The organism is Arthrobacter sp. NPDC093125, assembly GCF_044754225.1.
Classification (GTDB): Bacteria; Actinomycetota; Actinomycetes; order Actinomycetales; family Micrococcaceae; genus Arthrobacter.
The window spans coordinates 65,657-87,467 of sequence record NZ_JBIVOQ010000017.1 but is presented as its reverse complement, the minus strand read 5'-3'; the positions used below and the strand labels follow the sequence as shown (position 1 = coordinate 87,467).

Sequence of the window (21,811 nt, the reverse complement as noted above, 5' to 3'; positions counted from 1 at the left end):
ACGAATCGCTGCAGGGCAGGGACGAACCTACCGACGCCTTCCTTGCAGCCATCGACCTGCTCGTGGACGGCCCGTACCAGATGTGGAGCCCGGAAACTCGGCGGGCCCTGGCCGGCTCCACGAACCAGCGGTTCATCCACCTCACCGGCCGCTACGAAAACTACCGGCCCGAGATCACCGGGAACAGGGTCGACGTTCGGGTCCGGACAGATGGCTCCATTGAGGTTGCCGGCTTTCTGGACACAACCGGACTCACGGCCCTCACCGAGGCGACAGGAACCCGCCGGGTCTCCCGCGGGCTGCGCCAGCAACAGCAGTGACGACAGTGCCGGGGGTCGCGCTCAGACAGCCCCGGATAACAGGTAGAGGCAGTCCGGGACCTGGTGAGGGCCGCTGGAGTTTCCGTACACATTACCGGCATGACTTCCCTTGGAATTGACCTCGCGGACCTCGGCTTCGCGCCCGTTGATGACGTACCCGAGCGGGTACCGGCCGAACCGGTCAACGACGGACGCACCCTCATCGTCGGCTCCATCCTCGCCAAGGCGCTCTACAGCGTACGGTCCGGTGCCCCGCTCACCATCGTTGACTCCCTCCCGGCGCAGGAGGAACTACTCTCTCCTGGGCCGTCACCGCAGCCCTGCGGTTCCCTGGAAGCAGACGCCATCTTCGTAGGCGCTGCCGATAGGATGCAAGGCGGTCAGTGACACGCCGTAGTCCGATGGGCCGTTCAGCGGCTACACCGCAGAGGGTGCCGACGAGGACAAGTTGAGGGAATCTCGTCCGGTCCTATTGACGTCCGATCTTCTGCTGCAACTGAATACCGCTCCAAACGACGAGGAGCGTGACGTGAGCTTTATTATCAAGCATCTCTCGCATCGGCTCCTCTTCCTCGGGAACCAAAGCCCCCAGCCTGCCGCGGCAGAGCGCTGGGGGAAGCATAGGCTCGACCTGGCGCGGACCAGAGTGGGACTGCTTGGCGAAGGGGGAAGATCATGGGCCTTGGGTAAAAGCGAGTACACGTCCATGGCTGAGGCCATGGAAGACTACCCGGCCGGCGAATACCCTGCCGGCGGCTACCGGCACTGTGAAAGTGAATCCGGCTGCCGTGGAACCCTGATGTTTCTCCGTGAAGAGAAATGAGCAGCCCCGTCCCGCGTTAAGTGCCCGCCCCCGGACTCGAACCGAGAACATCCGAGGTTTGAGCTCGTCGCCTTGTGCCAATTGGGCTAGGCGGCGGATCTTGCGTGCCGATAGCGGGGGTCGAACCAGCGACGCCAGCGTTATGAGCAATGCGCTCTGCCACTGAGCTATACCGGCCTTCGTTGTCGCGTGCGCCCAGAGAGGCTCGAACTCCCGACCTCTGGTTCCGTAGACCGGCGCTCTATCCAACTGAGCTATGGGCGCGTGATGCTGGTAGTCCCAACGGGATTCGAACCCGTGGTTCCGCCGTGAGAGGGCAGTGTCGTAGGCCGCTAGACCATAGGACCAGGTGCTGCTGGTGGATCGGTTTTCATGCGTACCCCCAACGGGATTCGAACCCGTGCCGCCGACGTGAAAGGCCGGTGTCCTGGACCATTAGACAATGGGGGCCAGGTGCTGCGTGCCCTCGAAAGGAATCGAACCTTCGGCCTCCTGCTCCCGAGGCAGGCGCTCTATCCCCTGAGCTACGATAGCGGGAATGCGAGGGTGAATGACGGGGCTCGAACCCGCGAGCTCCCCGACCACAACCAGGCGCTCTACCAACTGAGCTACACCCACCATGCGATGGATTTCCGTCCGAGCCCGATACCGGAATCGATCCGGTGACCTCGTTCTCACCAAGAACGCGCTCTGCCACTGAGCTAATCGGGCGGGCCTTGCAGTGGGGATTACTCCCCAGCGGAATAGACGGGATTCGAACCCGCGGTCTCCCGCGTGACAGGCGGGTGCTCTAGGCCATCTGAGCCACTACTCCATTCCGGGCTCTTACCGGACCGCGATGCGGTGCTTGCTGAGCTGCGCCGACAGGATTTGAACCTGTAGTCTCCTGGGCCAGAACCAGGCGGATTGCCAATTTTCCCACGGCGCATCGCGGGCTCTTACCGTTCACCTCGCGAGGGATGGGCTTGCTTCGCTCCGACACCTGGGCTCGAACCAGGGACACCTCGATTAACAGTCGAGTGCTCTGCCAACTGAGCTATGCCGGATCAAACGGGATCTACCCGCAGTGGTCTTGGCTGGACTTGAACCAGCGACCCCCGCTTTATCAGAGCGGTGCTCTAACCAATCTGAGCTACAAAACCGTGAATGTCCGGCCGGCGGCGCATCCTCAATCGGCACCATTGTTGGTCCGCGTCACCAAGGTATGAGCCTGCCTACTCGGCGCCAGCCGGACATCGCTCCAGTTGGCCCCATGCACTGGGGCGGGGATGGAGTCCCACAATTTGAGTGCAGCACACGCCGCCGGCGATTCTCGAGGGTATATCCCGCCTGGCGCCTACCAGTACATCTACAACGCGGACGTGCCCAGAACCTTTGGCCTGTCCCTCAAGCCGACGAACATCTGGGGCGCCGCTGTAGAGCAGGTAGAGACCGGCGTGACACCAGCTGTCCCGTAGGGGCATAGCAGCGCGTTCGGCGCCGTAGACAAGTCAGGCAAGCGGGGCCGTGTGGTCAGTCCAGGCGCTGCCGTCCCAATACTGCTGGACGTCACCGCGCGGGTACCAGCCGGCAGGAATGCCCTGCTGCGACGGCGACGGCGGCGCTGGAACCGATGCGGCCAGCGCAGCGGCTTCGGCTTTGGCGGTCTCGGCTGCCTCGCGGGTCTGAAGCATGCCGGCGCGCTTGACCTTGGTCGCGAATTCGCGTGCCTTCACTTCCTCGAGCCCTGACACCTTTTCGATGAACATGTCATCCGGCGTGATGAGGGTCAAGAAGACGGCGCTCCGGTCTTTCTGGGCGATGGAGCCGATCAGGGCCCCAACCGGGCCGGCGATCCAGGCACCGGCAGCGACGCGGGTTCCCGTCACCCGGGAGCTGACGTTCGCTCCGGTGTCGATGATGATCTCACACTCGTTGGCCGCCCATGATTTGCCGTCCTTGCGGATGGTCCGCCCGGCCAGGCGCATGCCGCGGAAGGAAGCGTTGCTCTTCCTCGCGTCGTAATCGGCTGCGTTGGCCTCCTTGAGCCCGGCAATGAGCTCGGCATTTATCTCTCTGAAGAACTTGCTCCTGGTCCCGGCATCACTCTCTTCAAACTCGGCCTTGATCTGGGCATTTTTCTCTTCAGACTCGGCCTTGATCTCGGGCAGTTCCTTTATGAGCTCGGTCTTTTTCTCTTTGAAGGTCTTGATCTGCACTGCCGGCAGCTCAGGGGCTTCATACTCCACAGCATCGACGGCGGCCCTTAGCTTCGCGACGAATTCCTGGGCTTCCTTAAGTCGCCTGCCGGCGCCGAGCTGGATTGCGTATAGGTCGCTGTGAAACTTTGCCCGCTCCTGGCCGTCCCGCATGATGATGCGGAGATGCCCCGGCTTCCACGTCGTTGGCGCCGCGAAGTCAATTTCGAGGACATGCTTCAGGGGTATGGCGTGCGGGCTGGCCGCCTTCTTTTCCAGCGCCAGCTTGCTGTCGAAGATCAGCGTGATGGAGTCGTCTCCGAGGGTGGCGCGGCCTTCGATGCCTTTGAGATCCATTGGTCGAATCCTAACTGTTTGCTTGTCGAATTCGACCACTTCGCCTACGACGGCACCGCCTGCTGCGCTTCGTGCTCCCGCGAGATGGCGATGAAGAGGATCGGCAGGCCCGGCTTGAGGACGACAGGCCAGGGCGCGGGCAGGACAGTAAGGCTCATCCCCTGCATGTGTCCGACAAGGGTCAGCGAGCTCCCCGGCTGTCCACTGAGGCGCTGCTGGAAATCCGCAGACGGGCAGGCCTTGAAGAAACAGGGCGCTGAAGACTCAAAGCATGCACCAGCAGTTGCGACAGATATGCTGAGCGGGCTGCTGCAAAACAGGTGCGGGCAGTGCGGCCAACGCCGCAAAACAGCACATATTGGGGGACCTTTTGAGAGCAACACTTGCCTCGGCACTGCTGACCGCAACGGCACTGTTGATCACCGGATGCGGCGGACCGGGCGAACCCGCCGCGGCGGAGCCGTCCGTGACTGCCGCGGCAAGTGAGGAAAAGGCCTCCCTGGACGACACCTGCATGGAGCTGTTCGGTTACACCACTCTTGCCGTGGACAGCGCCAAGTTCCTCAGCGAGGTCTCAGCCCTGAACGCCGACACCGCAAAGCAGGCCAGCTCCATCGGCACCAGGCTCGGGGCTGTCGCAGCTACAGCGCAGCCGGAGCTGGCCGAACCACTCCAGATCATGCAGACGGAATTCCAGGACTTTGCCCAGGCATGGGAAGACTCCGGCGAGTGGATTCTGAACCTTGAAGCATATAGGCCAGCCAAGGACGAGGTTTCCGCCATCTGCACACCCAGGATCAACGCCCTGGCATCGGGAGCGGCGACACCTACTCCTGACCCAGCCCTCACCGCCGAGGAGGCGACCCCAGCTCCTGCCCCGTCCCTCACCGCTGAGGAGAAGTTCCTGGCCGGCGTCCGGGCAGAACACCCGGCCATGAAGTCCACGGACACGGCCAACATGGTCACCGTTGCCAAAAACTTCTGCCTGATCTACGACACCGCCACGGCCAACGGCAAAGCCGACCTGGCACCCCCTACGGTGAAAGACATGATCACCGCGGCCGCCGGCATCGAATACACCCTCGCGGAGCTGCACACGATCCACGAGACCGGCGTGACGATATTCTGCCCGCAGCACACCGACAAGCTCGCCTGACGGCCAATCCTGTTGCCGGCATGCCACGGGCGGGTACGCTGGCGCACGACATAGCTACAGAAGCCGTCCCTACAGGAGGAGTCTCAGCAATGGCGGACAAGGCTCACGAGCCCCCGTACCGGTGCCGGATGCACTACGACTCCTCGTGCAAAGGCGTCTGGATCGGGCGCGGCGTCGACCTGAAACCCCTGTGCGGCCAAAGCGAGTACATCGGAGTCACCATCGTCATCGAAGCGGTGGACTGCATGAAGTGCCGCCAGAAGATGGAGCAGCCGGCTACCTGACGGATGACCGCCTCGGTGTGGCAGGGGGCGTAGGTGCCTGCCGGTGCGGGGCAATCAGCGCCCGGCGCGCCACGTTTCGACCCGGTAGAGCGTGCCGTTAGCTGCCGCGGACCATTCCTCGACAGGACTGGCGGGGGTCAATTGCCATCAGGGCCCAGGCTTGGCGCGTAGGTGTCGCCTTCCATGTCCGAATGGATGCGGGTGACGGAGGCAGTGTCGGCTAGGGGCATGGCTTCGCGGTAGACGGTGCCGCCGCCGATGATCCAGACCTGGTCAGAGCCGGGATTGCCGGACGAGGCTTCCAGGGCTTTCTCGAGGGAACCGGCCCTATTGCGCCGGGCGCGGACCAGCCCGGGTTCGACGTGATGACCACGTTGGTCCGGTCCGGCATCGGACGGAACCTTGGTGGCAGTGACTCCCAGGTGCGCCTGCCCATAATGACGGGGTGGCCTGCGGTGGTGTCGCGGAAGTGCTCGAAGTCTTCGGGCAGATGCCACGGCATGGTGCCGTCGCGGCCGATGATGCCGTTGGCTGCCTGCGCCCAGATCATGCCGACCGCTGTCGGTCCGTGCTCCATCACACGGGTTGCCCGTCCAGATCGATGCCGGTGTGGCCATCCTTGGCCAGGATGGACCGGAACGTCTCGTCGGTGAAGCAGGTCATGGCCTGGGCTGCCGAGATCCCTTCGAGGTATGCCTTGCGTTCCGCGGCCCGGATCACCCCATGGAAGACTTCCTCGATCGCTGCGGCGGCCTTTGCCATCCGGATCTGATGGACGGCGTCGACTCCCTCCATGAATCCACCGGCGTCACGATAGGCGGCTGCTTCATCGGCAGGCCAGTCGGCGATCATTAAGCCGCGGCCGCGGAGGATTTCAGTCAGGATTTCAAGGAGCTCGGGGCGGATCGGCTTCTGGATGCCGTCCCGGGGACTTCTGCGGGTAACCACCAGTCTTTCGGCCACATATATCGGAGCAGCGATGCTGGCCTGTCCGGACCGCGCCGGTGGAATAGACGGGCCGATGTGGGGTGTTGCAATGGTGCTTTGGGGGACAGTGCTGGCACTGCCCTTGCCGCAAGCCGTCGATGATGTTGATACGGGCGCAACCGGTGCTTCCAGAGAGGCTCTCCGGTTCTTGGCCCAGGACAGGCGTCACCACAGACGGAGATGATTGCCTCCGACATGCATGCTGGCAATTTGGTCTGAGGTTGAGATGCCGGTGTACCCGAGTTGCAATCTCCTCCTATCGCAGTCCGGGTTCCCTTGAGGACACCTGACACAACAACTTGTACCGGCTTGATGAGACATCATTGCCTCAGGAACTGACCAAAGACCAAACCTCGGACTAAGCATCCTATCGCCTATAGTTCCTGAGACGCCCGGAAGCAAGGGATGGGTCTCGCGGTCACTGTGTTGCCGGAGCATACTGAGGCATGACTGATTCCGACGAGTTCCTGACCTGGGTGGGGTCCTCCCTGCACGAAGCGGAACTGGCACTCCACAACGTCGACGCCGCACCGCGCCGGGCACTCTGGTCCCGCAACGAGCCCGTGAGTGTCCTGGGCGCGTGGCGCAACGCCTTCGGGCAGCAAGAACTCGATGACCTGTTCACCGGTCTTGCAAGACAGTTCTCCAACTGCACTTCGTACAGCTACAAACTGCTCGCCTATGACGTCGTGGGCAACATGGCCTACACCGCCAGCCTGGAGCACACCTCAGCCTCGGTGGACGGCCAGCCGAGAACATACACGCTGCGGGCCACGCAGATCTACCGCCGCGAAGACGGCGAATGGAAAGTAGCCCATCGGCACGGAGACACCGTTTCAGAGTGACGGCTGGCTAAACGCGTCGCGCGAGCCAGACCCTGAGCGCGTCGATGCTCCACGACGGTGCGCACCAGGATCATGTCCCGCTCCTGGCGGAGAACATCTTTGACGCCGTCCTCGCGGGACAGCTTTCCGACCAGCAGGTCCACCTCACCTGATCGTGGGTGGGCCAGTTCGTCGCTCAAGCCAGCTGTTGCGCGCCCTTCTGCCAGGCGTCGCTGAGCGGGACGATGTGGTCGATCTGCACGTCCGAGCTGGTGTCTTGGCCGCGGATGAAGTTGATGGCGGTGCCGATGTACTTATCGGCAAGTGTTCCGGTGGCGACTACGCAATTGTTGGTACCGGGCTTGAACGTTTCGTTGGACAGGTCGCGGGCCAGGATGTCATCGCGGGTGTCGCAGCCGTTGCGATCAACGTCGGCCCAGGCCGGTCCGAACTCTTCACGGGTATAGCCAGTTTTCGGAGCGCGGCCTTTCACCGGGACGCTCTTCAGTTGCTCGAGAGAGCTGATTGCATCTCCCGGCGCCGGCGCACCGGTAGCGATGGCTGGTGCAGAATTGACGACCTCGAGGGCGTTGGCTGTGGCGTCACACCCGGCGAGCGAGGCGCCCAGAAGGAGGGCGGTTACAGCGGTCAGGGCTATGGCGGCGGAGCGGATGATCTTGATGGTCGTTCGGCTTGCAGCGGGTTTTTCCACGCTAGCTTGGCCCGACGCCTGCCGCTAGTAGGCGTGTCCGTGGTGCCCATCACAAGCCGCGACTCTCTTGGTCCTCGCCTGTGTTCGGCTTCCGGTGACTCCTGCCGGGTCAACTGTTCGAGCCGCATCCCGAAGTGTGGCGATCACCCTGGCTCAGTGCACCGTGGTCAGTCTGGCTTTTGAACGGGTACCGATGAGCCGCTCCTTTCCCGCCGGTCGATTGACCGAGAGCGGTGAACCAGTACCCCCGGGGAGGATCTCACTTAACTTCGCGATTTCCAGGATGTGCTCGGAAGTGAAAATGATCTTGCCCTTGCCCCAACATGCGTGGGGGAAGCGTCCACTGGTCGCGCCGTCGCGCAGCCACGACTCTGTGCAGCGCATCAGCGCGGCCGCTTCGGCGGGTTCAAAAAATTCGATGTCCACGGCGTCTCCAAATGAAAGTCGTTGCTTTCCACTTATATGGGCCGCGTGGAGACTCATCGACATGACCGGAGGCGCGAGATAGGGGTAACGTTCCCTGCGCACCCATCCACCGAGCCGCGCGCTGACCAGCACCGCCGCTAGCGCAGAAAAGCCGTTATCGAGCGCTCGGTAGCGTCAGCGCCGGCCTGCAGGGCCTCCGGCATCAGGTGCCCGTAAACCTGCTCAGTGGTTCTTGTAGAGGCATGCCCCAGCCGGCGCGAGATGGTGAACAAGGGCACGCCGTCCTGGATAAGCCAGGATGCGTGAGTGTGGCGGAGGTCGTGAATCCGTGGATCTTTGGTGAGGCCAATGGCCTGCGCCGTGCGAACGGCAGGGACCCAGTAGTGGTGCCAGTAGAGTTTGTGGATGATTCGGCCACCCTTGGGCGTCGTAAACACAAGTTCTTTTCCCGGTCTGCTGGCGACCAACGGGATCAGTAATTCAACAAGCGCCGGGTTGAGGCCGATAGTCCGTTTGCCGGCGCCGGTCTTGGTGGCCCCGACATAAAACTTGGACTGGCCGTCCCGCTTCCATGCCTTGTTAATCCTTGCTGTGGGCGGTTTGGAGAGCAGGTCGACGTCCGCCACGGTCAGCGCAGTGGCTTCTCCGAAGCGGGTACCCGTCATGACCAGGAAGTTGGTGAAGGCCTTGTATCGCTCGCCCATCCCCTCCATGATGAGGCTGAACTCCGCATGGGTGAGGAACATCGCCTCGTCCTCGGCCTTTTCAATTCCGGGAAGCTGAACGCCGCGGCAGGGGTTCCGCGAAATATAGCCAAGCATCTCCGCGGTGTTCATAGCGGCTGAGATCAAGCCGTGAACGTTGTGGATGGTCTTCGGCGCCTTGCCCTTGGCCATCATCGACTTCACCCAGTGGGCGATCAGACGGTAATCAAGCTTGTCCACCGGTACGTGGCCGATAACGTTCCGAATATGCAGGTCCAGCATGGTCTGGTAAGTCTTCGTGGTTCCACTCGATGGGCGGATCAACAGGTCTATGTGCTCCTGGATGACTTCGGCCACAGTGGGCGTGCGTTTCTCGTTCGACAGGATGGCATGCTGCGCGATTTCGAAGGACTGACCATTGGCGTCCAAGAGCCTCTTCAGGGTCTCGGCTTCGATAAGAGTAGGAACAGTGATGCCCTGCTGCTCGCGGCTCTTCGGGTCCCGCCACAACACCATGTAGGACGACGAGCCGTCCTTTTTGGTGCGTTTTCGGATGCTTGCCACACAAAAAACGGTACGCCGCTGTCAACACTTTGGGCGGTTTTGTCAACACCCAAAGAGGAAACAGGCCTTTGACCTGCGGAAACACTGTGCCCGAGGTGGGACTCGAACCCACACACCTTTCGATACCGCATTTTGAGTGCGGCGCGTCTGCCAATTCCGCCACTCGGGCGCGGAGTACACGGAGTAACAATCGTAGACTCACAGTGTGATTGTGAGCAACGCAGCCACTTCCAGTGCGCGCATTTACTCTACATGCAGATAGGCTGAAACCCAGAATCGCGCCAGTGACGCCGCAACAAGCCATGCAGATCCAAGTACAGCACCCGGGCGCAACTAAGATAGTGATGTTCCCGCCGTACCTTTTCAAGGAGATCCCGTGTCAGAACCGACGGAGTCAAACACCACGTCCCAGCCGGCGCGCCGCGTAGTCGTAGCCGAGGACGAAACCCTTATCCGCCTGGACATCATCGAAATCCTGCGCGGTGAAGGCTACGACGTCATCGGCGAGGCGGACAACGGCGAGAAGGCCGTCCAGCTGGCCGAGGAGCTCAAGCCCGACCTGGTCCTGATGGACGTCAAGATGCCCGTCATGGACGGCATCTCCGCAGCCGAAAAGATCGTCAAGGCGCGCATCGCCCCCGTGGTCCTCCTGACCGCGTTCAGCCAGAAGGAACTCGTGGAGCGCGCACGCGACGCCGGCGCCATGGCCTACGTGGTGAAGCCCTTCACCCCCGCGGACCTCATCCCCGCCCTGGAAATCGCCCTCTCCCGGCACGAGGAAATCAAGGCCCTCGAGAGCGAAGTCACGGACCTGCAGGAGCAGTTCGCCACCCGCAAGCTCGTGGAGCGCGCGAAGAGCCTCCTGACCACCAAGATGGGCCTCACGGAACCGGAAGCCTTCCGCTGGATCCAGAAGACCTCCATGGACCGCCGCCTCAGCATGCGCGAGGTCGCCGAGACCATCATCAACCAGGTCAACTGACACCACACCAAAGAACAAACCACAGGAGGATCCACGCCGGCGGCGCGGATCCTCCTGCTGTTTTCCCAGACAATCACAAAAAAGGGAGGATCCCCGCCACTGACCATTGCATGGTCCAGGCGGGGATCCTCCCTTTTTGCTCCGCTACTCAGCAGCGTTGGAGTCTAGCTCTTCTTCTTCTTTTCCGGCCACGGGCCGAGCTTCTCCCTGGTCGTACCCTCGCCCATGCGCGGGGTGTCCGCGAGGTCGCCCACCTTGTGGACCTTCAGCGAGTTGGTCGAACCGGCCTTTCCGGGAGGGGAACCGGCGGCGATGACCACGAGGTCGCCGTCTTCCACAAGCCCCATGTCCAGCAGGCTCTGGTCCACCTGGGCGGTCATTTCGTCCGTGTGGCCCACCATGGCAACGAGCTGCGGCTGGATGCCCCAGGTCAGTGCCAGCTGGTTCCAGACCTGCTCCACCGGCGTGAACGCGAAGACCGGCTTGATCGGCCGCAGGCGGGAGAGGCGGCGGGCCGAGTCACCGGACTGGGTGAAGGTACAGATGTACTTTGCGTCCAGCTGGTCTGCGATCTCGACGGCGGCACGGGTGATCGCGCCGCCGCGGGTCTTGGGCTTCGTGCCCAGCGGGGGGACGCGCTCCAGGCCGTGCTCTTCCGTGGACTCGATGATCCGCGCCATGACCTTGACCGTTTCGATCGGGTACTTGCCGACGCTGGTCTCGCCGGACAGCATGACGGCGTCCGCGCCGTCGAGCACCGCGTTGGCGCAGTCGGAAGCCTCCGCACGGGTGGGGCGCGGGTTGTCGATCATGGATTCGAGGACCTGGGTGGCCACGATGACCGGCTTCGCCCAGCGGCGTGCCAGCTCGATGGCGCGCTTCTGCACGATCGGCACTTCCTCAAGCGGAAGCTCCACGCCCAGGTCGCCACGTGCCACCATGATGGCGTCGAACGCGTCGATGATCTCGTGGAGCTGGTCCACGGCCTGCGGCTTCTCGATCTTGGCGATAACGGGAACGCGGCGGCCTTCCTCGTCCATGATCTCGTGCACCCGGGAGATGTCGGAGGCGTCGCGGACGAAGGAGAGCGCGACGAGGTCGACGCCGCGGCGGATGGCCCAGCGGAGGTCGTCCTCATCCTTCTCGCTGAGGGCAGGGACGTTCACGGCCACGCCGGGCAGGTTGATGCCCTTGTTGTTGGACACCATGCCGCCGACGGTCACTTCGGCGACGACCTTCACGTCGTCCACCTCCACGGCGCGCAGGGCGACCTTACCGTCGTCGATCAGGAGGGCGTCGCCGACGTTGACGTCCTCGGTGAGGCTCTTCAGCGTGGTGGAGCAGATTTCCTTGGTGCCGGGGACGTCTTCGGTGGTGATCGTGAAAATGTCACCGACGGCGAGCTCGTGCGGGCCGTCCACGAAACGGCCGAGGCGGATCTTCGGGCCCTGCAGGTCAGCCATGATGGCCACGGCCTTGCTCAGGTCGGCGGCAGCCTTGCGGACGTTCTCATAGGTGTTGTCATGCACGGAGTAATCGCCGTGGCTCATGTTCATGCGGGCGACGTCAACGCCGGCTTCCAGCACCGCGAGGGTGTTTTCGTAGCTGGCAATTGCCGGTCCAAACGTGGCCACAATCTTTGCGCGTCTCATATACCTACCCTATTGGTCACTTGCATTGGTTGAGTTGTCGTGGAGGTGAATCTTCACCCCCGATGCATAACTACAGGACGGCGATGGCGCGGTCCGTCGGGGCGACGGGAGCAGGAAGAATCGTGCTCCCCATCAGGTACTTGTCCACAGCTGCGGCGGCGGCGCGCCCCTCAGCGATGGCCCACACGATCAGGGACTGTCCGCGTCCGGCGTCACCGGCAACGAAAACACCCTCGGTGTTGGTCATGTAGTAGCCGTCGCGAGACACGTTGCCGCGTCCGTCGAATTCGGCGTGGACCTGCTCGGTGATACCGGCGGGCTCCGCCCCGGTGAAGCCCAGGGACAGGAACACCAGGTCCGCGGGAATGATCCGCTCGGTGCCGGCCTTGGGGAGACGCTTGCCGTCGACGAATTCGGTTTCGGCAACCTTGACGCCGGTCAGCTGGCCATTCTCGCCGACGAACTCCACCGTCGAGGCAAGGTACGTGCGCTCACCGCCTTCTTCGTGCGCGCTGGCCACCTCGAAGAGGGTGGGGAATGTCGGCCACGGCTGGTGGCCGGCGCGCTCTGCCGGAGGCTGCTTGCCGATCGCCAGGGTGGTCACGGATGCCGCCTGGTGGCGGTGCGCCGTGCCGATGCAGTCCGCGCCGGTGTCGCCGCCGCCGAGGATGACGACGTGCTTGCCGCGCGCGTCGATGTGGTTCTCCGGCTGCTCCCCCGCCACGGCACGGTTGGACGGTACCAGGTAGTCCATCGCGAAGTGGACGCCCTCGAGCTCGCGGCCCGGGATTTTCAGGTCGCGGGGAACGGTGGCACCCGTGGCGATGACGACGGCGTCGTAACGGCGGCGCAGCTGCTCCCAGGTCACGTCGGTGCCGACGTTGACGCCGGTGCGGAAGCGGGTGCCCTCGGCCTTCATCTGCTCGAGCCGGCGGTCCACCTGCTCCTTTTCCATCTTGAAATCGGGGATGCCATAACGCAGCAGGCCGCCGATCTTGTCGTCGCGTTCGTACACGGCGACGGTGTGGCCCACCCGGGTCAGCTGCTGGGCGACAGCCAGGCCGGCGGGGCCGGAGCCGACCACGGCCACGGTCTTGCCGGTCAGGCGGTGCGGCGGCAGCGGGGTGACCCAGCCGTTGTCGAAGGCTTCATCGATGATGGAGACCTCCACCTGCTTGATCGTCACAGCGGGCTGGTTGATGCCCAGCACGCAGGACGCCTCGCAAGGGGCCGGGCACAGGCGGCCGGTGAATTCGGGGAAGTTGTTGGTGGCGTGCAGCCGCTCAATCGCTTCCTCGCCCTTGTCCCGCCACATGAGGTCGTTCCACTCAGGAATCAGGTTCCCCAGCGGGCAGCCCTGGTGGCAGAACGGAACACCGCAGTCCATGCAGCGGCCGGCCTGGCTCTTCAGGACACCCTTTTCCTGGGCCTCGTAAACTTCCTTCCAGTCCATGATGCGGACGGGAACGGGGCGGCGTGGCTGGGTTTCACGCTGGCGTACTTTCAGAAATCCGCGTGGGTCAGCCACCGGTCACCTCCAGGATTCGAGACCATACTTCTTCGCCGTCCGGGTCGAGGCCCTCTTCGATGGCGGTAAGGCGGGTTTGCAGCACGGCCGCGTAGTCGCGCGGCAGCACCTTGGTAATGCGGGCAGCGGTGTCGTCGAAGTTCTCGAGCAGCCGCGTAGCCAGCTGGGATTCGGTCTCCTCGACGTGCTTGACCAGGAGCCCGTGGACGATGTCGCGGTCCTCGGCGTCCAGCTCGAGGAGCTGCAGTTCGCCGGCTTCCAGCGCCTGCTTGTTCACGCGGGCGCTGTCCAGGTCCAGCACGTAGGCGGTACCGCCGGACATGCCGGCGCCGAAGTTGCGTCCGGTCCGTCCGAGGATGAGCGTCTGGCCGCCGGTCATGTACTCGCAGCCGTGGTCGCCGATGCCTTCGACAACCGCCGTGGCGCCGGAGTTCCGGACCAAGAAGCGTTCGCCCACCTGGCCGCGCAGGAACAGCTCGCCGCTCGTGGCGCCGTAGCCGATCACGTTGCCGGCGATGACGTTGCTCTCGGCCTTGAACACGTTAGTGCGGTCAGGGCGGACGACGATCCGGCCGCCGGAAAGGCCCTTGCCCACGTAGTCGTTGGAGTCACCGTACATGCGCAGCGTGATGCCGGCAGGCAGGAAGGCACCCAGCGACTGCCCGGCAGTGCCGGTCAGGGTGATGTCGATCGTGTCCGTCGCCAGGACGTCCGTGCCGAACTTCTTCGTGACCTCGTGGCCGAGCATGGTGCCCACGGAGCGGTCCGTGTTGATGACGTCGACGGAGATCTTCACCGGCGCGCGGTCGGTCAGCGCCTCGGCGGCCATCGTGATGAGCCGCTGGTCGAAGTGCTTGTCCAGCTCGTGGTTCTGGCCGGTCAGGTTGCGCAGAGGGGCGTCGTCGTCAAACTCCAGTCCGTGCAGGATGGGGTCGAGGTCCAGCCCTTCGGCCTTCCAGTGGCTGATGGCGTCCTGGGTGTCCAGCATTTCCGCGTGGCCGATCGCTTCCTCGATGCTCCGGAAACCAAGTTCCGCGAGGATTTCACGGACTTCCTCAGCCAGGAACTCGAAGAAGTTGACCACGAACTCGGGCTTGCCGCTGAAGCGGGCGCGCAGCTCCGGGTTCTGGGTGGCGACGCCCACAGGGCAGGTGTCCAGGTGGCAGACGCGCATCATGATGCAGCCTTCAACCACCAGCGGTGCCGTGGCGAAGCCGAATTCCTCGCCGCCCAGCAGGGCAGCAATGACGACGTCACGGCCGGTCTTGAGCTGGCCGTCCACCTGCACCACCACACGGTCACGCAGGCCGTTGAGCATGAGCGTCTGCTGCGTCTCTGCGAGACCCAGCTCCCATGGAACACCGGCGTGCTTGAGCGAGTTCAGCGGCGAGGCGCCGGTTCCGCCGTCGTGCCCTGAAACGAGCACGACGTCGGCCTTCGCCTTGGTAACACCGGCGGCAACTGTGCCGATGCCCACCTCGGAGACGAGCTTGACGTGCACCCGGGCCGAGGGGTTCGCACGCTTGGCATCGTAGATGAGCTGCGCGAGGTCCTCGATCGAGTAGATGTCGTGGTGCGGGGGCGGGGAAATGAGTCCGACGCCGGGGGTCGAGTGGCGTGTCCGGGCGACCCAGGGGTACACCTTCTGGGCCATCAGCTGGCCACCCTCGCCGGGCTTGGCTCCCTGCGCCATCTTGATCTGGATGTCGTCCGCGTTGGTCAGGTACAGGCTGGTCACACCGAAGCGGCCGGAGGCGATCTGCTTGACAGCGGAACGGCGCTCAGGATCCAGGAGGCGGTCAATGTCCTCGCCGCCTTCACCGGTGTTGGACTTGCCGCCCAGCCGGTTCATGGCGATCGCGAGTGTCTCGTGGGCTTCCTTCGAGATGGAGCCGTAGCTCATGGCGCCCGTAGAGAACCGCTTGACGATGCTGGAGACCGGCTCCACTTCCTCGAGCGGCACCGGCTGGCGCACGCCGTCCTTGAACTTGAGGAGCCCGCGCAGGGTCATCAGGTTCTCGGACTGGTCGTCCACGCCCTTGGTGTAGGCCTTGAAGATGTCGTAGCGGCGCTCACGCGTGGCGTGCTGCAGCCGGAAAACCGTCTCCGGGTTGAAGAGGTGCGGCTCGCCGTCGCGGCGCCACTGGTATTCGCCGCCGCCCAGCAGGGGCCGGTGCGGCTGCTCGATGCCGCCCTCGGGGTAGGCCATCTGGTGGCGTGCCGAAACCTCCGCAGCGATCACGTCCAGGCCCACGCCGCCCAGCTGGGAGTGCGTGCCGGCGAAGAATTCGTCCACCAGCTCCTGGCCGAGACCCAGCGCTTCGAACGTCTGGGCACCGGTGTACGAGGCCACGGTGGAGATGCCCATCTTGGACATGATCTTCAGGACGCCCTTGCCGAGGCCCTTGATGAGGTTGTACACGCCGTCCTGCGGGGTGACTCCCACGACGTCGCCGGCCGCGATCAGCTGCTCCACCGATTCCATGGCCAGGTAAGGGTTCACAGCGGAGGCGCCGTAGCCCACGAGCACGGCCACGTGGTGCGTCTCGCGGACGTCGCCCGCCTCGACCACGAGGGCTGTTTTGGTGCGGTTGGCGCTGCGCAGCAGGTGGTGGTGGACGGCGCTGACCAGCAGCAGTGACGGGATGGGTGCCCATTGGGCGTTGGAGTCGCGGTCCGAAAGCACGACGTACTGGACGCCGCGGTTGATGGCACCGGAAACCTGCTCGCAGATCTCGGTGAGGCGGGCGCGCAGGGCGTTCTCACCGCCTTCGGGCCGGTACAGGCCGCGGACCTTCATGGCAACGCGGTTGCCGTCGGCGTCCTCGATGTTGGCGATCTTGGCGAGCTGGTCGTTGTTGATCACCGGGAACGGCAGCTGGACCTGGGGCTGGCGGACCTGCTTGGTGTCCAGCAGGTTGCCGGTGGGTCCGATGGCGCACGTCAGGGACGTCACAAGCTCTTCGCGGATGGCGTCCAGCGGCGGGTTGGTGACCTGGGCGAAGGACTGCACAAAGTAGTCGAACAGCAGGCGGGGGCGCTTGGACAGCACGGCCACCGGAGTATCGGAGCCCATGGCGCCCAGCGGCTCGGCGCCGGTGCGGGCCATGGGGCCGAGCAGGATCTTCAGCTCTTCGGTGGTGTATCCGAAGGTCCGCTGGCGGATGTTCACGGACGCAGCCGTGTGCACCACGTGCTCGCGTTCCGGGAGGTCGTTGAGGTCGATCAGGTTGTCCTTGACCCACTCGGACCAGGGGTTCGCCGCGGCCACCTCGGCCTTGACCTCTTCGTCGTCGATGATCCGGCCGGCTTCGGTGTCCACGAGGAACATCTTGCCCGGGGAAACACGGCCCTTCCGCACTACCTTGGAGGGTTCGACGTCGATGACGCCCACCTCTGAGGCGAAGACGACCAGGCCGTCCTCGGTGATCCAAAAGCGGCCCGGACGAAGCCCGTTGCGGTCCAGCGTGGCGCCGACGAGGTTGCCGTCGGTGAAGGACACGGCGGCAGGGCCGTCCCACGGTTCCATCAGGAGGGAGTGGTACTCGTAGAACGCACGGCGTGCCGGATCCATGGTGGCGTGGTTTTCCCATGCCTCCGGGATCATCATCATGATCGCGTGCGTGATCGGGCGGCCGGAGAGCCAGAGCAGCTCGGCCACTTCATCGAAGGAGGCGGAGTCCGACGCACCCGGGGTGCAGATCGGGAACAGTTCCTCCGGGGCATCGCCCAGCAGCGGGTTGGCCAGCTGGGACTGGCGGGCGCGCATCCAGTTCCGGTTGCCCTTGACGGTGTTGATCTCACCGTTGTGGGCGATGGTGCGGAACGGCTGGGCCAGCGGCCAGGACGGGAACGTGTTGGTGGAGAAGCGCGAGTGGACGATCGCGAGCTTGGTCTTGAACCGCTTGTCCGAGAGGTCCGGGTAGAACGGCTCCAGCTGCGCGGTGGTCAGCATGCCCTTGTAGACGATGGTCCGCGAAGACAGCGAGGGGAAGTAGACGCCGAACTTGTTCTGGGCGCGCTTGCGGATCCGCCAGGCGCGGGAATCCAGCTCGTTGCGGTCCAGCTGCTCACCGGTGGCGGAGGCGAAGAACGGCTGGGAGAAGTACGGCATGCAGGCACGGGCCATGGCACCGACAAGGTCGGCCACCACGGGCACTTCGCGCCAGCCGAGCACCGTGAGGCCCTCGTCTGCGGCGAGGCCTTCGATGCCGGCCTTGGCCGCGTTGGCTTCACGTCCCTCCGCGGGGAGGAAGGCGGTGCCCACGACGTACTGCCCGGATGCCGGAAGTTCGAATTCGGTCACGGCGCGGAAAAACTCGTCCGGGACCTGCATCAGGAGGCCGGCGCCGTCACCTGTTCCCTCGTCGGCGCCGACGGCGCCGCGGTGCTCCAGGTTGCGAAGGGCCGTCAGTGCTGCATCAACGATGTCGTAGCCGGGCTCGCCGCGTAGGGTGGCGATGATCGCAAGACCGCAGGCGTCCTTCTCCTGCTCAGGGTTGTAGAGCCCGGATGCCTCAGGGAGCGCCGCGAACCGCTTGAACGGTGACGTGGCAGCGTCCGGCTGGACCGGTTCGGACCAGCTGGGGCTTGAAAGAGTTTGGCTCATGGGAGACGTCCTTCCTCCTGATCGTGCGTATGGAAGGGACAACGTTGGCCCCACTCAGAGCGCCACTGTGATGGGCACAACAAAGTGTTACTGCTTACTGGAAATTGTAGGGCAGGCACACCTGCTCAACTAACAGTTACGCAGGTCTCCAGCCCGGGCTTGACCGGCCAGCAGCTCTATGCTGACCGGTATGGTCCCATGCCACGACGCTGTGGTGTTGGGCGCTCCGAGCGGTAGCTCTGGCTGCCCTGCTCGCCGGGTGCTGAACTAGCGGGTGCCGTCAGTCTCCGACGCGGTTCCATTGGCTGTTGTACCGGATTTTCCGGAATCCGGCGTGCCCTTGGCGGACGTGGTGCCGCCAGTGGACGCCGGCACTGCTTCCGTTGGGGCAGAAGAGTGGCCTGGACCGTTTTGGTTATCAGGGAGATTATCACGCGATTCACTATTTGAGACAATGGGGTCCGTATCACGGACCGGATGCCCGACGGCGGGTGAGCCGCTTTCGCGCTCGCCTCCCCTAGCGCTTTTCCCCTCTTTTTCCCCCTCAACCGAGGGGCCGCCGTCGTCCGCTTTTTCGGCAAAACTGCCGGGTTTTTCGGATCGGCCGGCCGCCACAGCGGCTGGCTTCCGGCCGGGAAGATAGACACTGTCGGCGTCTGCCGGCTTGCGGCGCCCCAGGACGATGAACACGGCAAGCGCTGCAACGAAGACGAAAATGCTCGTCCAGACGTTGAGCCGGGTTGTGATGCCGAAAAGGCTGATCCGCTCGGCGTCGTCGATGCGCATGGCCTCAATCCATACCCGGCCGAGCGTGTAGTACATCGCGTACAGCCAGAAGAGCCGGCCCCGGCGGAAGTGGAACCGCCTGTCCAGCGCCAGCAGGAGCAGCACACCGGCGATATTCCAGAGGGACTCGTAGAGGAACGTGGGGTGGAACAGCGTGTCCGCCGGGTACCCGCTGGGGAAATTGGCGTTGTCTGCGTCCACCTGCAGTCCCCACGGCAGCGTGGTGGGGCCGCCGAAAAGTTCCTGGTTGAAGTAGTTTCCCCAGCGTCCGATGGCCTGGGCAAGCAGCAGTCCGGGCGCCGCTGCGTCCATGAAGGCAGTCAGCTTGACGCCGGCGCGGCGGCAGCCGATCCAGGCACCGAAGGCGCCCAGCACCACTGCGCCCCAGATTCCGAGGCCGCCGCGCTGGATCTGCGGGATCAGGGACAGGTCGCCGGTGCCGTCGAAGCCCGGACCAAAGTACGCGTCCGGAGAGGAGAAGACGTGGTAGAGCCGGCCGCCGATGATGCCGAACGGAATGGCCCAGATGGCGATGTCCCAGACGCTTCCCTCCGGGGCGCCGCGCCGGGCCCACCGCACCGAGGTCAGCCAGAGGCCGACGATGATGCCGGCAAGGATGCACAGGGCGTAAGCGTGGATGCGCAGGGACCCCCACGGCAGCGGGATGTCGAAGCCGGACCAGTCCGGGCTAGGGATGCTGGCCGGAACCATGTTGACGGGAACCAGGTTCACCGGGAGCAGGGCTGCCGCTGAGTGGAGCATCTGCATGATGGAGGGCTACTTCCTGGTCAGTCCGGCGCTGAGGTCTTTGGTGAGGCTTGCCACGGCGTCGACGCCGCCGTCGCGGATGGCGGAGACGAGTGCGGTTCCAACGATCACGCCGTCAGCATAGGCGGCGATTTCTGCGACCTGGTCGGCGCTGGATACGCCGAGGCCCACGCAAACACGTTCTGCGCCGGCGGCCTTGGCAGCTGCCACCACGCCTTCGGCCGCGGCGCTTACGGAGGAGCGCGCACCGGTGACGCCCATGATGGAGACGGCGTAGACGAAGCCCCGGCTGGCCTCCACGGTGCGCCGCATGCGCTCGGTGGTGGAGGACGGCGCCACAAGGAACACGCGGTCCAGTCCGTACTTGTCCGAAGCCTCCATCCATTCGGCGGCCTCATCGGGGATGAGGTCGGGGGTGATCAGGCCTGCTCCCCCGGCTTCGGACAGGCTGCGGGAGAACTCGTCCACGCCCATCCGCACCACGGGGTTCCAGTAGGTCATGACCAGGACGGCGGCATCCGTTTCGGCGGTGATGCCCGCGACCACGTCAAAGACCTGGCGGACGGAGAAACCCTTGGCCAGCGCCTCGGTGGTGGCGGCCTGGATGACGGGACCGTCCATCACGGGATCGGAGTAGGGAATGCCGATTTCGATCAGGTCGGCGCCGTTCCGTGCCAGGGCGATGCCGGCGGCGATGGTTTCCTCGACACTCGGGTAGCCGGCGGGCAGGTAGCCGATGAGCGCCGCCCGTCCTTCTGCACGGGCCTTGTCGATGGCGATTGCCGACTTGCTGGTCATCTGTGCGGTGCTCACAGCTGCTCCCCTTCCTTGCCGATGGCGGCCTCTGCGGAATCCTTCTCCAGGAGGTCGAACCATTCGGCTGCTGTAGCTACATCCTTGTCACCACGGCCGGACAGGTTCACGACCACGATCTTGTCGCTTGCGCCGGCAGTCCCGCCTTCCGCAGCCAGGCGCTGGCCCACTTTGATGGCGCCGGCAAGGGCGTGCGAGGACTCGATGGCCGGGATGATGCCCTCGGTGCGGCACAGGAGCCGGAAAGCCTCCATGGCTTCGCTGTCCGTGATGGGCTCGTACTCTACGCGTCCGATGTCGGCGAGGTAGGAGTGCTCCGGGCCGACGCCGGGGTAGTCCAGTCCTGCAGAAATGGAATGCGATTCGATGGTCTGGCCGTCGTCGTCCTGCATGAGGTACGAGCGTGCGCCGTGCAGCACGCCGGGGCGGCCGAGCGTGATCGTGGCGGCGTGCCGGCCGGTTTCCACCCCGTCGCCGCCCGCCTCGAAGCCGTAGATCTTGACGGACGGGTCATCCAGGAAGCCGTGGAAGATGCCGATGGCGTTGGATCCGCCGCCGATGCAGGCACAGACGGCGTCGGGCAGGCGTCCGGCCTGCGCCAGGATCTGTTCGCGGGCCTCTTCGCCGATGACTTCGTGGAAGTAGCGGACCATGGCGGGGAACGGGTGCGCGCCGGCGGCGGTGCCGAGCAGGTAGTGCGTGGTCCCGACGTTTGCGACCCAGTCGCGGAGCGCCTCGTTGATTGCGTCTTTGAGGGTCTGTGAGCCGTTGGTGACGGGCACCACGGTAGCGCCGAGGAGCTCCATCCGGGCGACGTTGAGCGCCTGGCGGCGGCAGTCTTCGGCGCCCATGTAGACGACGCATTCAAGGCCGAGCAGGGCGGCGGCCGTTGCGCTGGCAACGCCGTGCTGGCCGGCACCGGTCTCGGCAATGACGCGGGTCTTGCCCATGCGCTTGGCCAGCAGCGCCTGGCCCAGCACGTTATTGATCTTGTGCGAGCCGGTGTGGTTCAGGTCTTCGCGCTTGAGGAAGATCCGCACTCCCCCGGCATGCTCGGAAAACCTCTTGGCCTCGGTGAGAAGCGACGGCCGGCCCGAGTAGTTCTTGTTCAGGTCAGCGATCTGGGCAGTGAATTCCGGGTCGGCCTTGGCCTTCTCGAAGGTCTCTTCAAGCTCGTCCAGGGCTGCGATCAGTGATTCAGGCATCCATCGGCCGCCGTACGGGCCGAAGTAGGGTCCCGGGGCGTGGCGCAGCGATGCGCCTCCCTGCAGGAACGCGTCCACCGAGCCTTCGTCAGAGCCGGCTGTTGGCGCTTCGGCCATCAGTTTCACCATCCTGT

The 21,811-nt window shown here is 64.4% G+C and carries 19 protein-coding genes, 10 tRNA genes and 2 pseudogenes; 8 read left to right on the top strand and 23 right to left on the bottom strand.

What is annotated here, in order from left to right; genetic code table 11:
• The 3 genes and pseudogenes from ACIP9X_RS20350 to ACIP9X_RS20340 all read left to right on the top strand — a co-directional run.
• Window positions 1-320: pseudogene (locus tag ACIP9X_RS20350) on the top strand (radical SAM protein); the annotation flags it as partial.
• Between the two features lie 99 nt (window positions 321-419).
• Window positions 420-707, top strand: a complete 288-nt coding sequence (locus tag ACIP9X_RS20345; protein WP_400481553.1) for a hypothetical protein — start codon at window positions 420-422, stop codon at window positions 705-707.
• Between the two features lie 85 nt (window positions 708-792).
• Entirely contained in the window at window positions 793-1,143 is a 351-nt protein-coding gene (locus ACIP9X_RS20340; RefSeq protein ID WP_400481552.1) for a hypothetical protein, read from the top strand.
• A gap of 21 nt (window positions 1,144-1,164) precedes the next feature.
• Here ACIP9X_RS20340 and ACIP9X_RS20335 read toward each other — a convergent pair.
• The 9 genes from ACIP9X_RS20335 to ACIP9X_RS20295 all read right to left on the bottom strand — a co-directional run bounded on the left by ACIP9X_RS20335 (window position 1,165) and on the right by ACIP9X_RS20295 (window position 2,285).
• Window positions 1,165-1,238: transfer RNA gene (locus tag ACIP9X_RS20335), tRNA-Leu, on the bottom strand.
• A 95-nt stretch (window positions 1,239-1,333) separates the two neighbouring features.
• Window positions 1,334-1,407, bottom strand: a tRNA-Arg gene (locus tag ACIP9X_RS20330).
• Window positions 1,408-1,414: 7 nt separating this feature from the next.
• Window positions 1,415-1,490, bottom strand: a tRNA-Glu gene (locus ACIP9X_RS20325).
• Window positions 1,491-1,520: 30 nt separating this feature from the next.
• A tRNA-Glu gene (locus ACIP9X_RS20320) sits at window positions 1,521-1,593 on the bottom strand.
• A gap of 189 nt (window positions 1,594-1,782) precedes the next feature.
• Window positions 1,783-1,854, bottom strand: a tRNA-Thr gene (locus tag ACIP9X_RS20315).
• A 28-nt stretch (window positions 1,855-1,882) separates the two neighbouring features.
• Window positions 1,883-1,957, bottom strand: a tRNA-Asp gene (locus ACIP9X_RS20310).
• Between the two features lie 41 nt (window positions 1,958-1,998).
• Window positions 1,999-2,071, bottom strand: a tRNA-Gln gene (locus tag ACIP9X_RS20305).
• Between the two features lie 45 nt (window positions 2,072-2,116).
• Window positions 2,117-2,189, bottom strand: a tRNA-Asn gene (locus ACIP9X_RS20300).
• A gap of 21 nt (window positions 2,190-2,210) precedes the next feature.
• Window positions 2,211-2,285: transfer RNA gene (locus tag ACIP9X_RS20295), tRNA-Ile, on the bottom strand.
• 141 nt (window positions 2,286-2,426) lie between these two features.
• On the opposite strand from ACIP9X_RS20295, the gene ACIP9X_RS20290 reads away from it, so the two are divergent.
• Window positions 2,427-2,600, top strand: coding sequence for a hypothetical protein (locus ACIP9X_RS20290; RefSeq protein WP_400481551.1), 174 nt, complete (start codon window positions 2,427-2,429; stop codon window positions 2,598-2,600).
• 33 nt (window positions 2,601-2,633) lie between these two features.
• On the opposite strand, the gene ACIP9X_RS20285 is transcribed toward ACIP9X_RS20290, so the two are convergent.
• Window positions 2,634-3,677, bottom strand: a complete 1,044-nt coding sequence (locus tag ACIP9X_RS20285) for a DUF2510 domain-containing protein (RefSeq protein ID WP_400481550.1) — start codon at window positions 3,675-3,677, stop codon at window positions 2,634-2,636.
• Between the two features lie 370 nt (window positions 3,678-4,047).
• Here ACIP9X_RS20285 and ACIP9X_RS20280 point away from each other — a divergent pair, with 370 nt between their 5' ends.
• Window positions 4,048-4,833, top strand: coding sequence for a hypothetical protein (locus tag ACIP9X_RS20280; RefSeq protein WP_400481549.1), 786 nt, complete (start codon window positions 4,048-4,050; stop codon window positions 4,831-4,833).
• Window positions 4,834-4,922: 89 nt separating this feature from the next.
• Window positions 4,923-5,117 carry a hypothetical protein gene (locus ACIP9X_RS20275; RefSeq protein WP_400481548.1) on the top strand — a complete coding sequence of 65 codons (195 nt, stop codon included), beginning with the start codon at window positions 4,923-4,925 and terminating at the stop codon, window positions 5,115-5,117.
• 137 nt (window positions 5,118-5,254) lie between these two features.
• On the opposite strand, the gene ACIP9X_RS20270 is transcribed toward ACIP9X_RS20275, so the two are convergent.
• From ACIP9X_RS20270 to ACIP9X_RS20260, 3 genes and pseudogenes are all read right to left on the bottom strand, one after another.
• Complete coding sequence (locus ACIP9X_RS20270; protein WP_400481558.1) at window positions 5,255-5,422, bottom strand: dihydrofolate reductase; 168 nt, start codon at window positions 5,420-5,422, stop codon at window positions 5,255-5,257.
• A gap of 95 nt (window positions 5,423-5,517) precedes the next feature.
• Window positions 5,518-5,619 (bottom strand): annotated as a pseudogene (locus ACIP9X_RS20265) (dihydrofolate reductase); the annotation flags it as partial.
• A 74-nt stretch (window positions 5,620-5,693) separates the two neighbouring features.
• A complete protein-coding gene (locus ACIP9X_RS20260; protein WP_400481547.1) occupies window positions 5,694-6,065 on the bottom strand; it encodes a hypothetical protein in 372 nt (123 codons plus the stop codon).
• 485 nt (window positions 6,066-6,550) lie between these two features.
• Between ACIP9X_RS20260 and ACIP9X_RS20255 the strand changes: the two genes are divergently transcribed.
• Window positions 6,551-6,949, top strand: a complete 399-nt coding sequence (locus ACIP9X_RS20255; protein WP_400481546.1) for a nuclear transport factor 2 family protein — start codon at window positions 6,551-6,553, stop codon at window positions 6,947-6,949.
• A 175-nt stretch (window positions 6,950-7,124) separates the two neighbouring features.
• On the opposite strand, the gene ACIP9X_RS20250 is transcribed toward ACIP9X_RS20255, so the two are convergent.
• From ACIP9X_RS20250 to ACIP9X_RS20235, 4 genes are all read right to left on the bottom strand, one after another.
• Window positions 7,125-7,640, bottom strand: coding sequence for an HNH endonuclease family protein (locus ACIP9X_RS20250; protein WP_400481545.1), 516 nt, complete (start codon window positions 7,638-7,640; stop codon window positions 7,125-7,127).
• A gap of 153 nt (window positions 7,641-7,793) precedes the next feature.
• Window positions 7,794-8,066, bottom strand: a complete 273-nt coding sequence (locus ACIP9X_RS20245; protein WP_400481544.1) for a hypothetical protein — start codon at window positions 8,064-8,066, stop codon at window positions 7,794-7,796.
• Between the two features lie 137 nt (window positions 8,067-8,203).
• Window positions 8,204-9,334, bottom strand: coding sequence for a tyrosine-type recombinase/integrase (locus tag ACIP9X_RS20240; protein WP_400481543.1), 1,131 nt, complete (start codon window positions 9,332-9,334; stop codon window positions 8,204-8,206).
• Window positions 9,335-9,421: 87 nt separating this feature from the next.
• Window positions 9,422-9,503 (bottom strand) — tRNA-Leu (locus ACIP9X_RS20235).
• A 207-nt stretch (window positions 9,504-9,710) separates the two neighbouring features.
• Between ACIP9X_RS20235 and ACIP9X_RS20230 the strand changes: the two genes are divergently transcribed.
• Window positions 9,711-10,316 (top strand): ANTAR domain-containing response regulator, encoded by a 606-nt coding sequence (locus ACIP9X_RS20230; protein ID WP_395403175.1) that lies wholly within the window; start codon window positions 9,711-9,713, stop codon window positions 10,314-10,316.
• Between the two features lie 164 nt (window positions 10,317-10,480).
• Here ACIP9X_RS20230 and pyk read toward each other — a convergent pair whose 3' ends face one another.
• From pyk to trpB, 6 genes are all read right to left on the bottom strand, one after another.
• Complete coding sequence (pyk, locus tag ACIP9X_RS20225) at window positions 10,481-11,968, bottom strand: pyruvate kinase (RefSeq protein ID WP_400481542.1); 1,488 nt, start codon at window positions 11,966-11,968, stop codon at window positions 10,481-10,483.
• A gap of 70 nt (window positions 11,969-12,038) precedes the next feature.
• Window positions 12,039-13,496 (bottom strand): glutamate synthase subunit beta, encoded by a 1,458-nt coding sequence (locus tag ACIP9X_RS20220; RefSeq protein WP_400481541.1) that lies wholly within the window; start codon window positions 13,494-13,496, stop codon window positions 12,039-12,041.
• Entirely contained in the window at window positions 13,489-18,105 is a 4,617-nt protein-coding gene (gene gltB / locus ACIP9X_RS20215) for a glutamate synthase large subunit (protein ID WP_400481540.1), read from the bottom strand. Before gltB ends, ACIP9X_RS20220 begins: the two co-directional genes overlap by 8 nt.
• A gap of 267 nt (window positions 18,106-18,372) precedes the next feature.
• Window positions 18,373-19,659 (bottom strand): prolipoprotein diacylglyceryl transferase, encoded by a 1,287-nt coding sequence (gene lgt, locus ACIP9X_RS20210; RefSeq protein WP_400481539.1) that lies wholly within the window; start codon window positions 19,657-19,659, stop codon window positions 18,373-18,375.
• Between the two features lie 9 nt (window positions 19,660-19,668).
• The gene (gene trpA, locus ACIP9X_RS20205; protein ID WP_400481557.1) at window positions 19,669-20,457 is read right to left on the bottom strand and encodes a tryptophan synthase subunit alpha; all 789 of its coding nucleotides are present in this window, start codon (window positions 20,455-20,457) and stop codon (window positions 19,669-19,671) included.
• Window positions 20,458-20,468: 11 nt separating this feature from the next.
• Window positions 20,469-21,794, bottom strand: a complete 1,326-nt coding sequence (gene trpB / locus ACIP9X_RS20200) for a tryptophan synthase subunit beta (RefSeq protein WP_400481538.1) — start codon at window positions 21,792-21,794, stop codon at window positions 20,469-20,471.
• Window positions 21,795-21,811 lie beyond the last annotated feature (17 nt).

What these genes read in the sequence shown, in the direction of transcription:
- ACIP9X_RS20345 (WP_400481553.1), top strand. Translation starts at nt 420, where the DNA reads ATGACTTCCCTTGGAATTGACCTCGCGGACCTCGGCTTCGCGCCCGTT.
- ACIP9X_RS20285 (WP_400481550.1), bottom strand. Translation starts at nt 3,677, where the DNA reads ATGGATCTCAAAGGCATCGAAGGCCGCGCCACCCTCGGAGACGACTCC.
- ACIP9X_RS20275 (WP_400481548.1), top strand. Translation starts at nt 4,923, where the DNA reads ATGGCGGACAAGGCTCACGAGCCCCCGTACCGGTGCCGGATGCACTAC.
- ACIP9X_RS20255 (WP_400481546.1), top strand. Translation starts at nt 6,551, where the DNA reads ATGACTGATTCCGACGAGTTCCTGACCTGGGTGGGGTCCTCCCTGCAC.
- pyk (WP_400481542.1), bottom strand. Translation starts at nt 11,968, where the DNA reads ATGAGACGCGCAAAGATTGTGGCCACGTTTGGACCGGCAATTGCCAGC.
- gltB (WP_400481540.1), bottom strand. Translation starts at nt 18,105, where the DNA reads ATGAGCCAAACTCTTTCAAGCCCCAGCTGGTCCGAACCGGTCCAGCCG.
- lgt (WP_400481539.1), bottom strand. Translation starts at nt 19,659, where the DNA reads ATGCAGATGCTCCACTCAGCGGCAGCCCTGCTCCCGGTGAACCTGGTT.
- trpA (WP_400481557.1), bottom strand. Translation starts at nt 20,457, where the DNA reads ATGACCAGCAAGTCGGCAATCGCCATCGACAAGGCCCGTGCAGAAGGA.
- trpB (WP_400481538.1), bottom strand. Translation starts at nt 21,794, where the DNA reads ATGGCCGAAGCGCCAACAGCCGGCTCTGACGAAGGCTCGGTGGACGCG.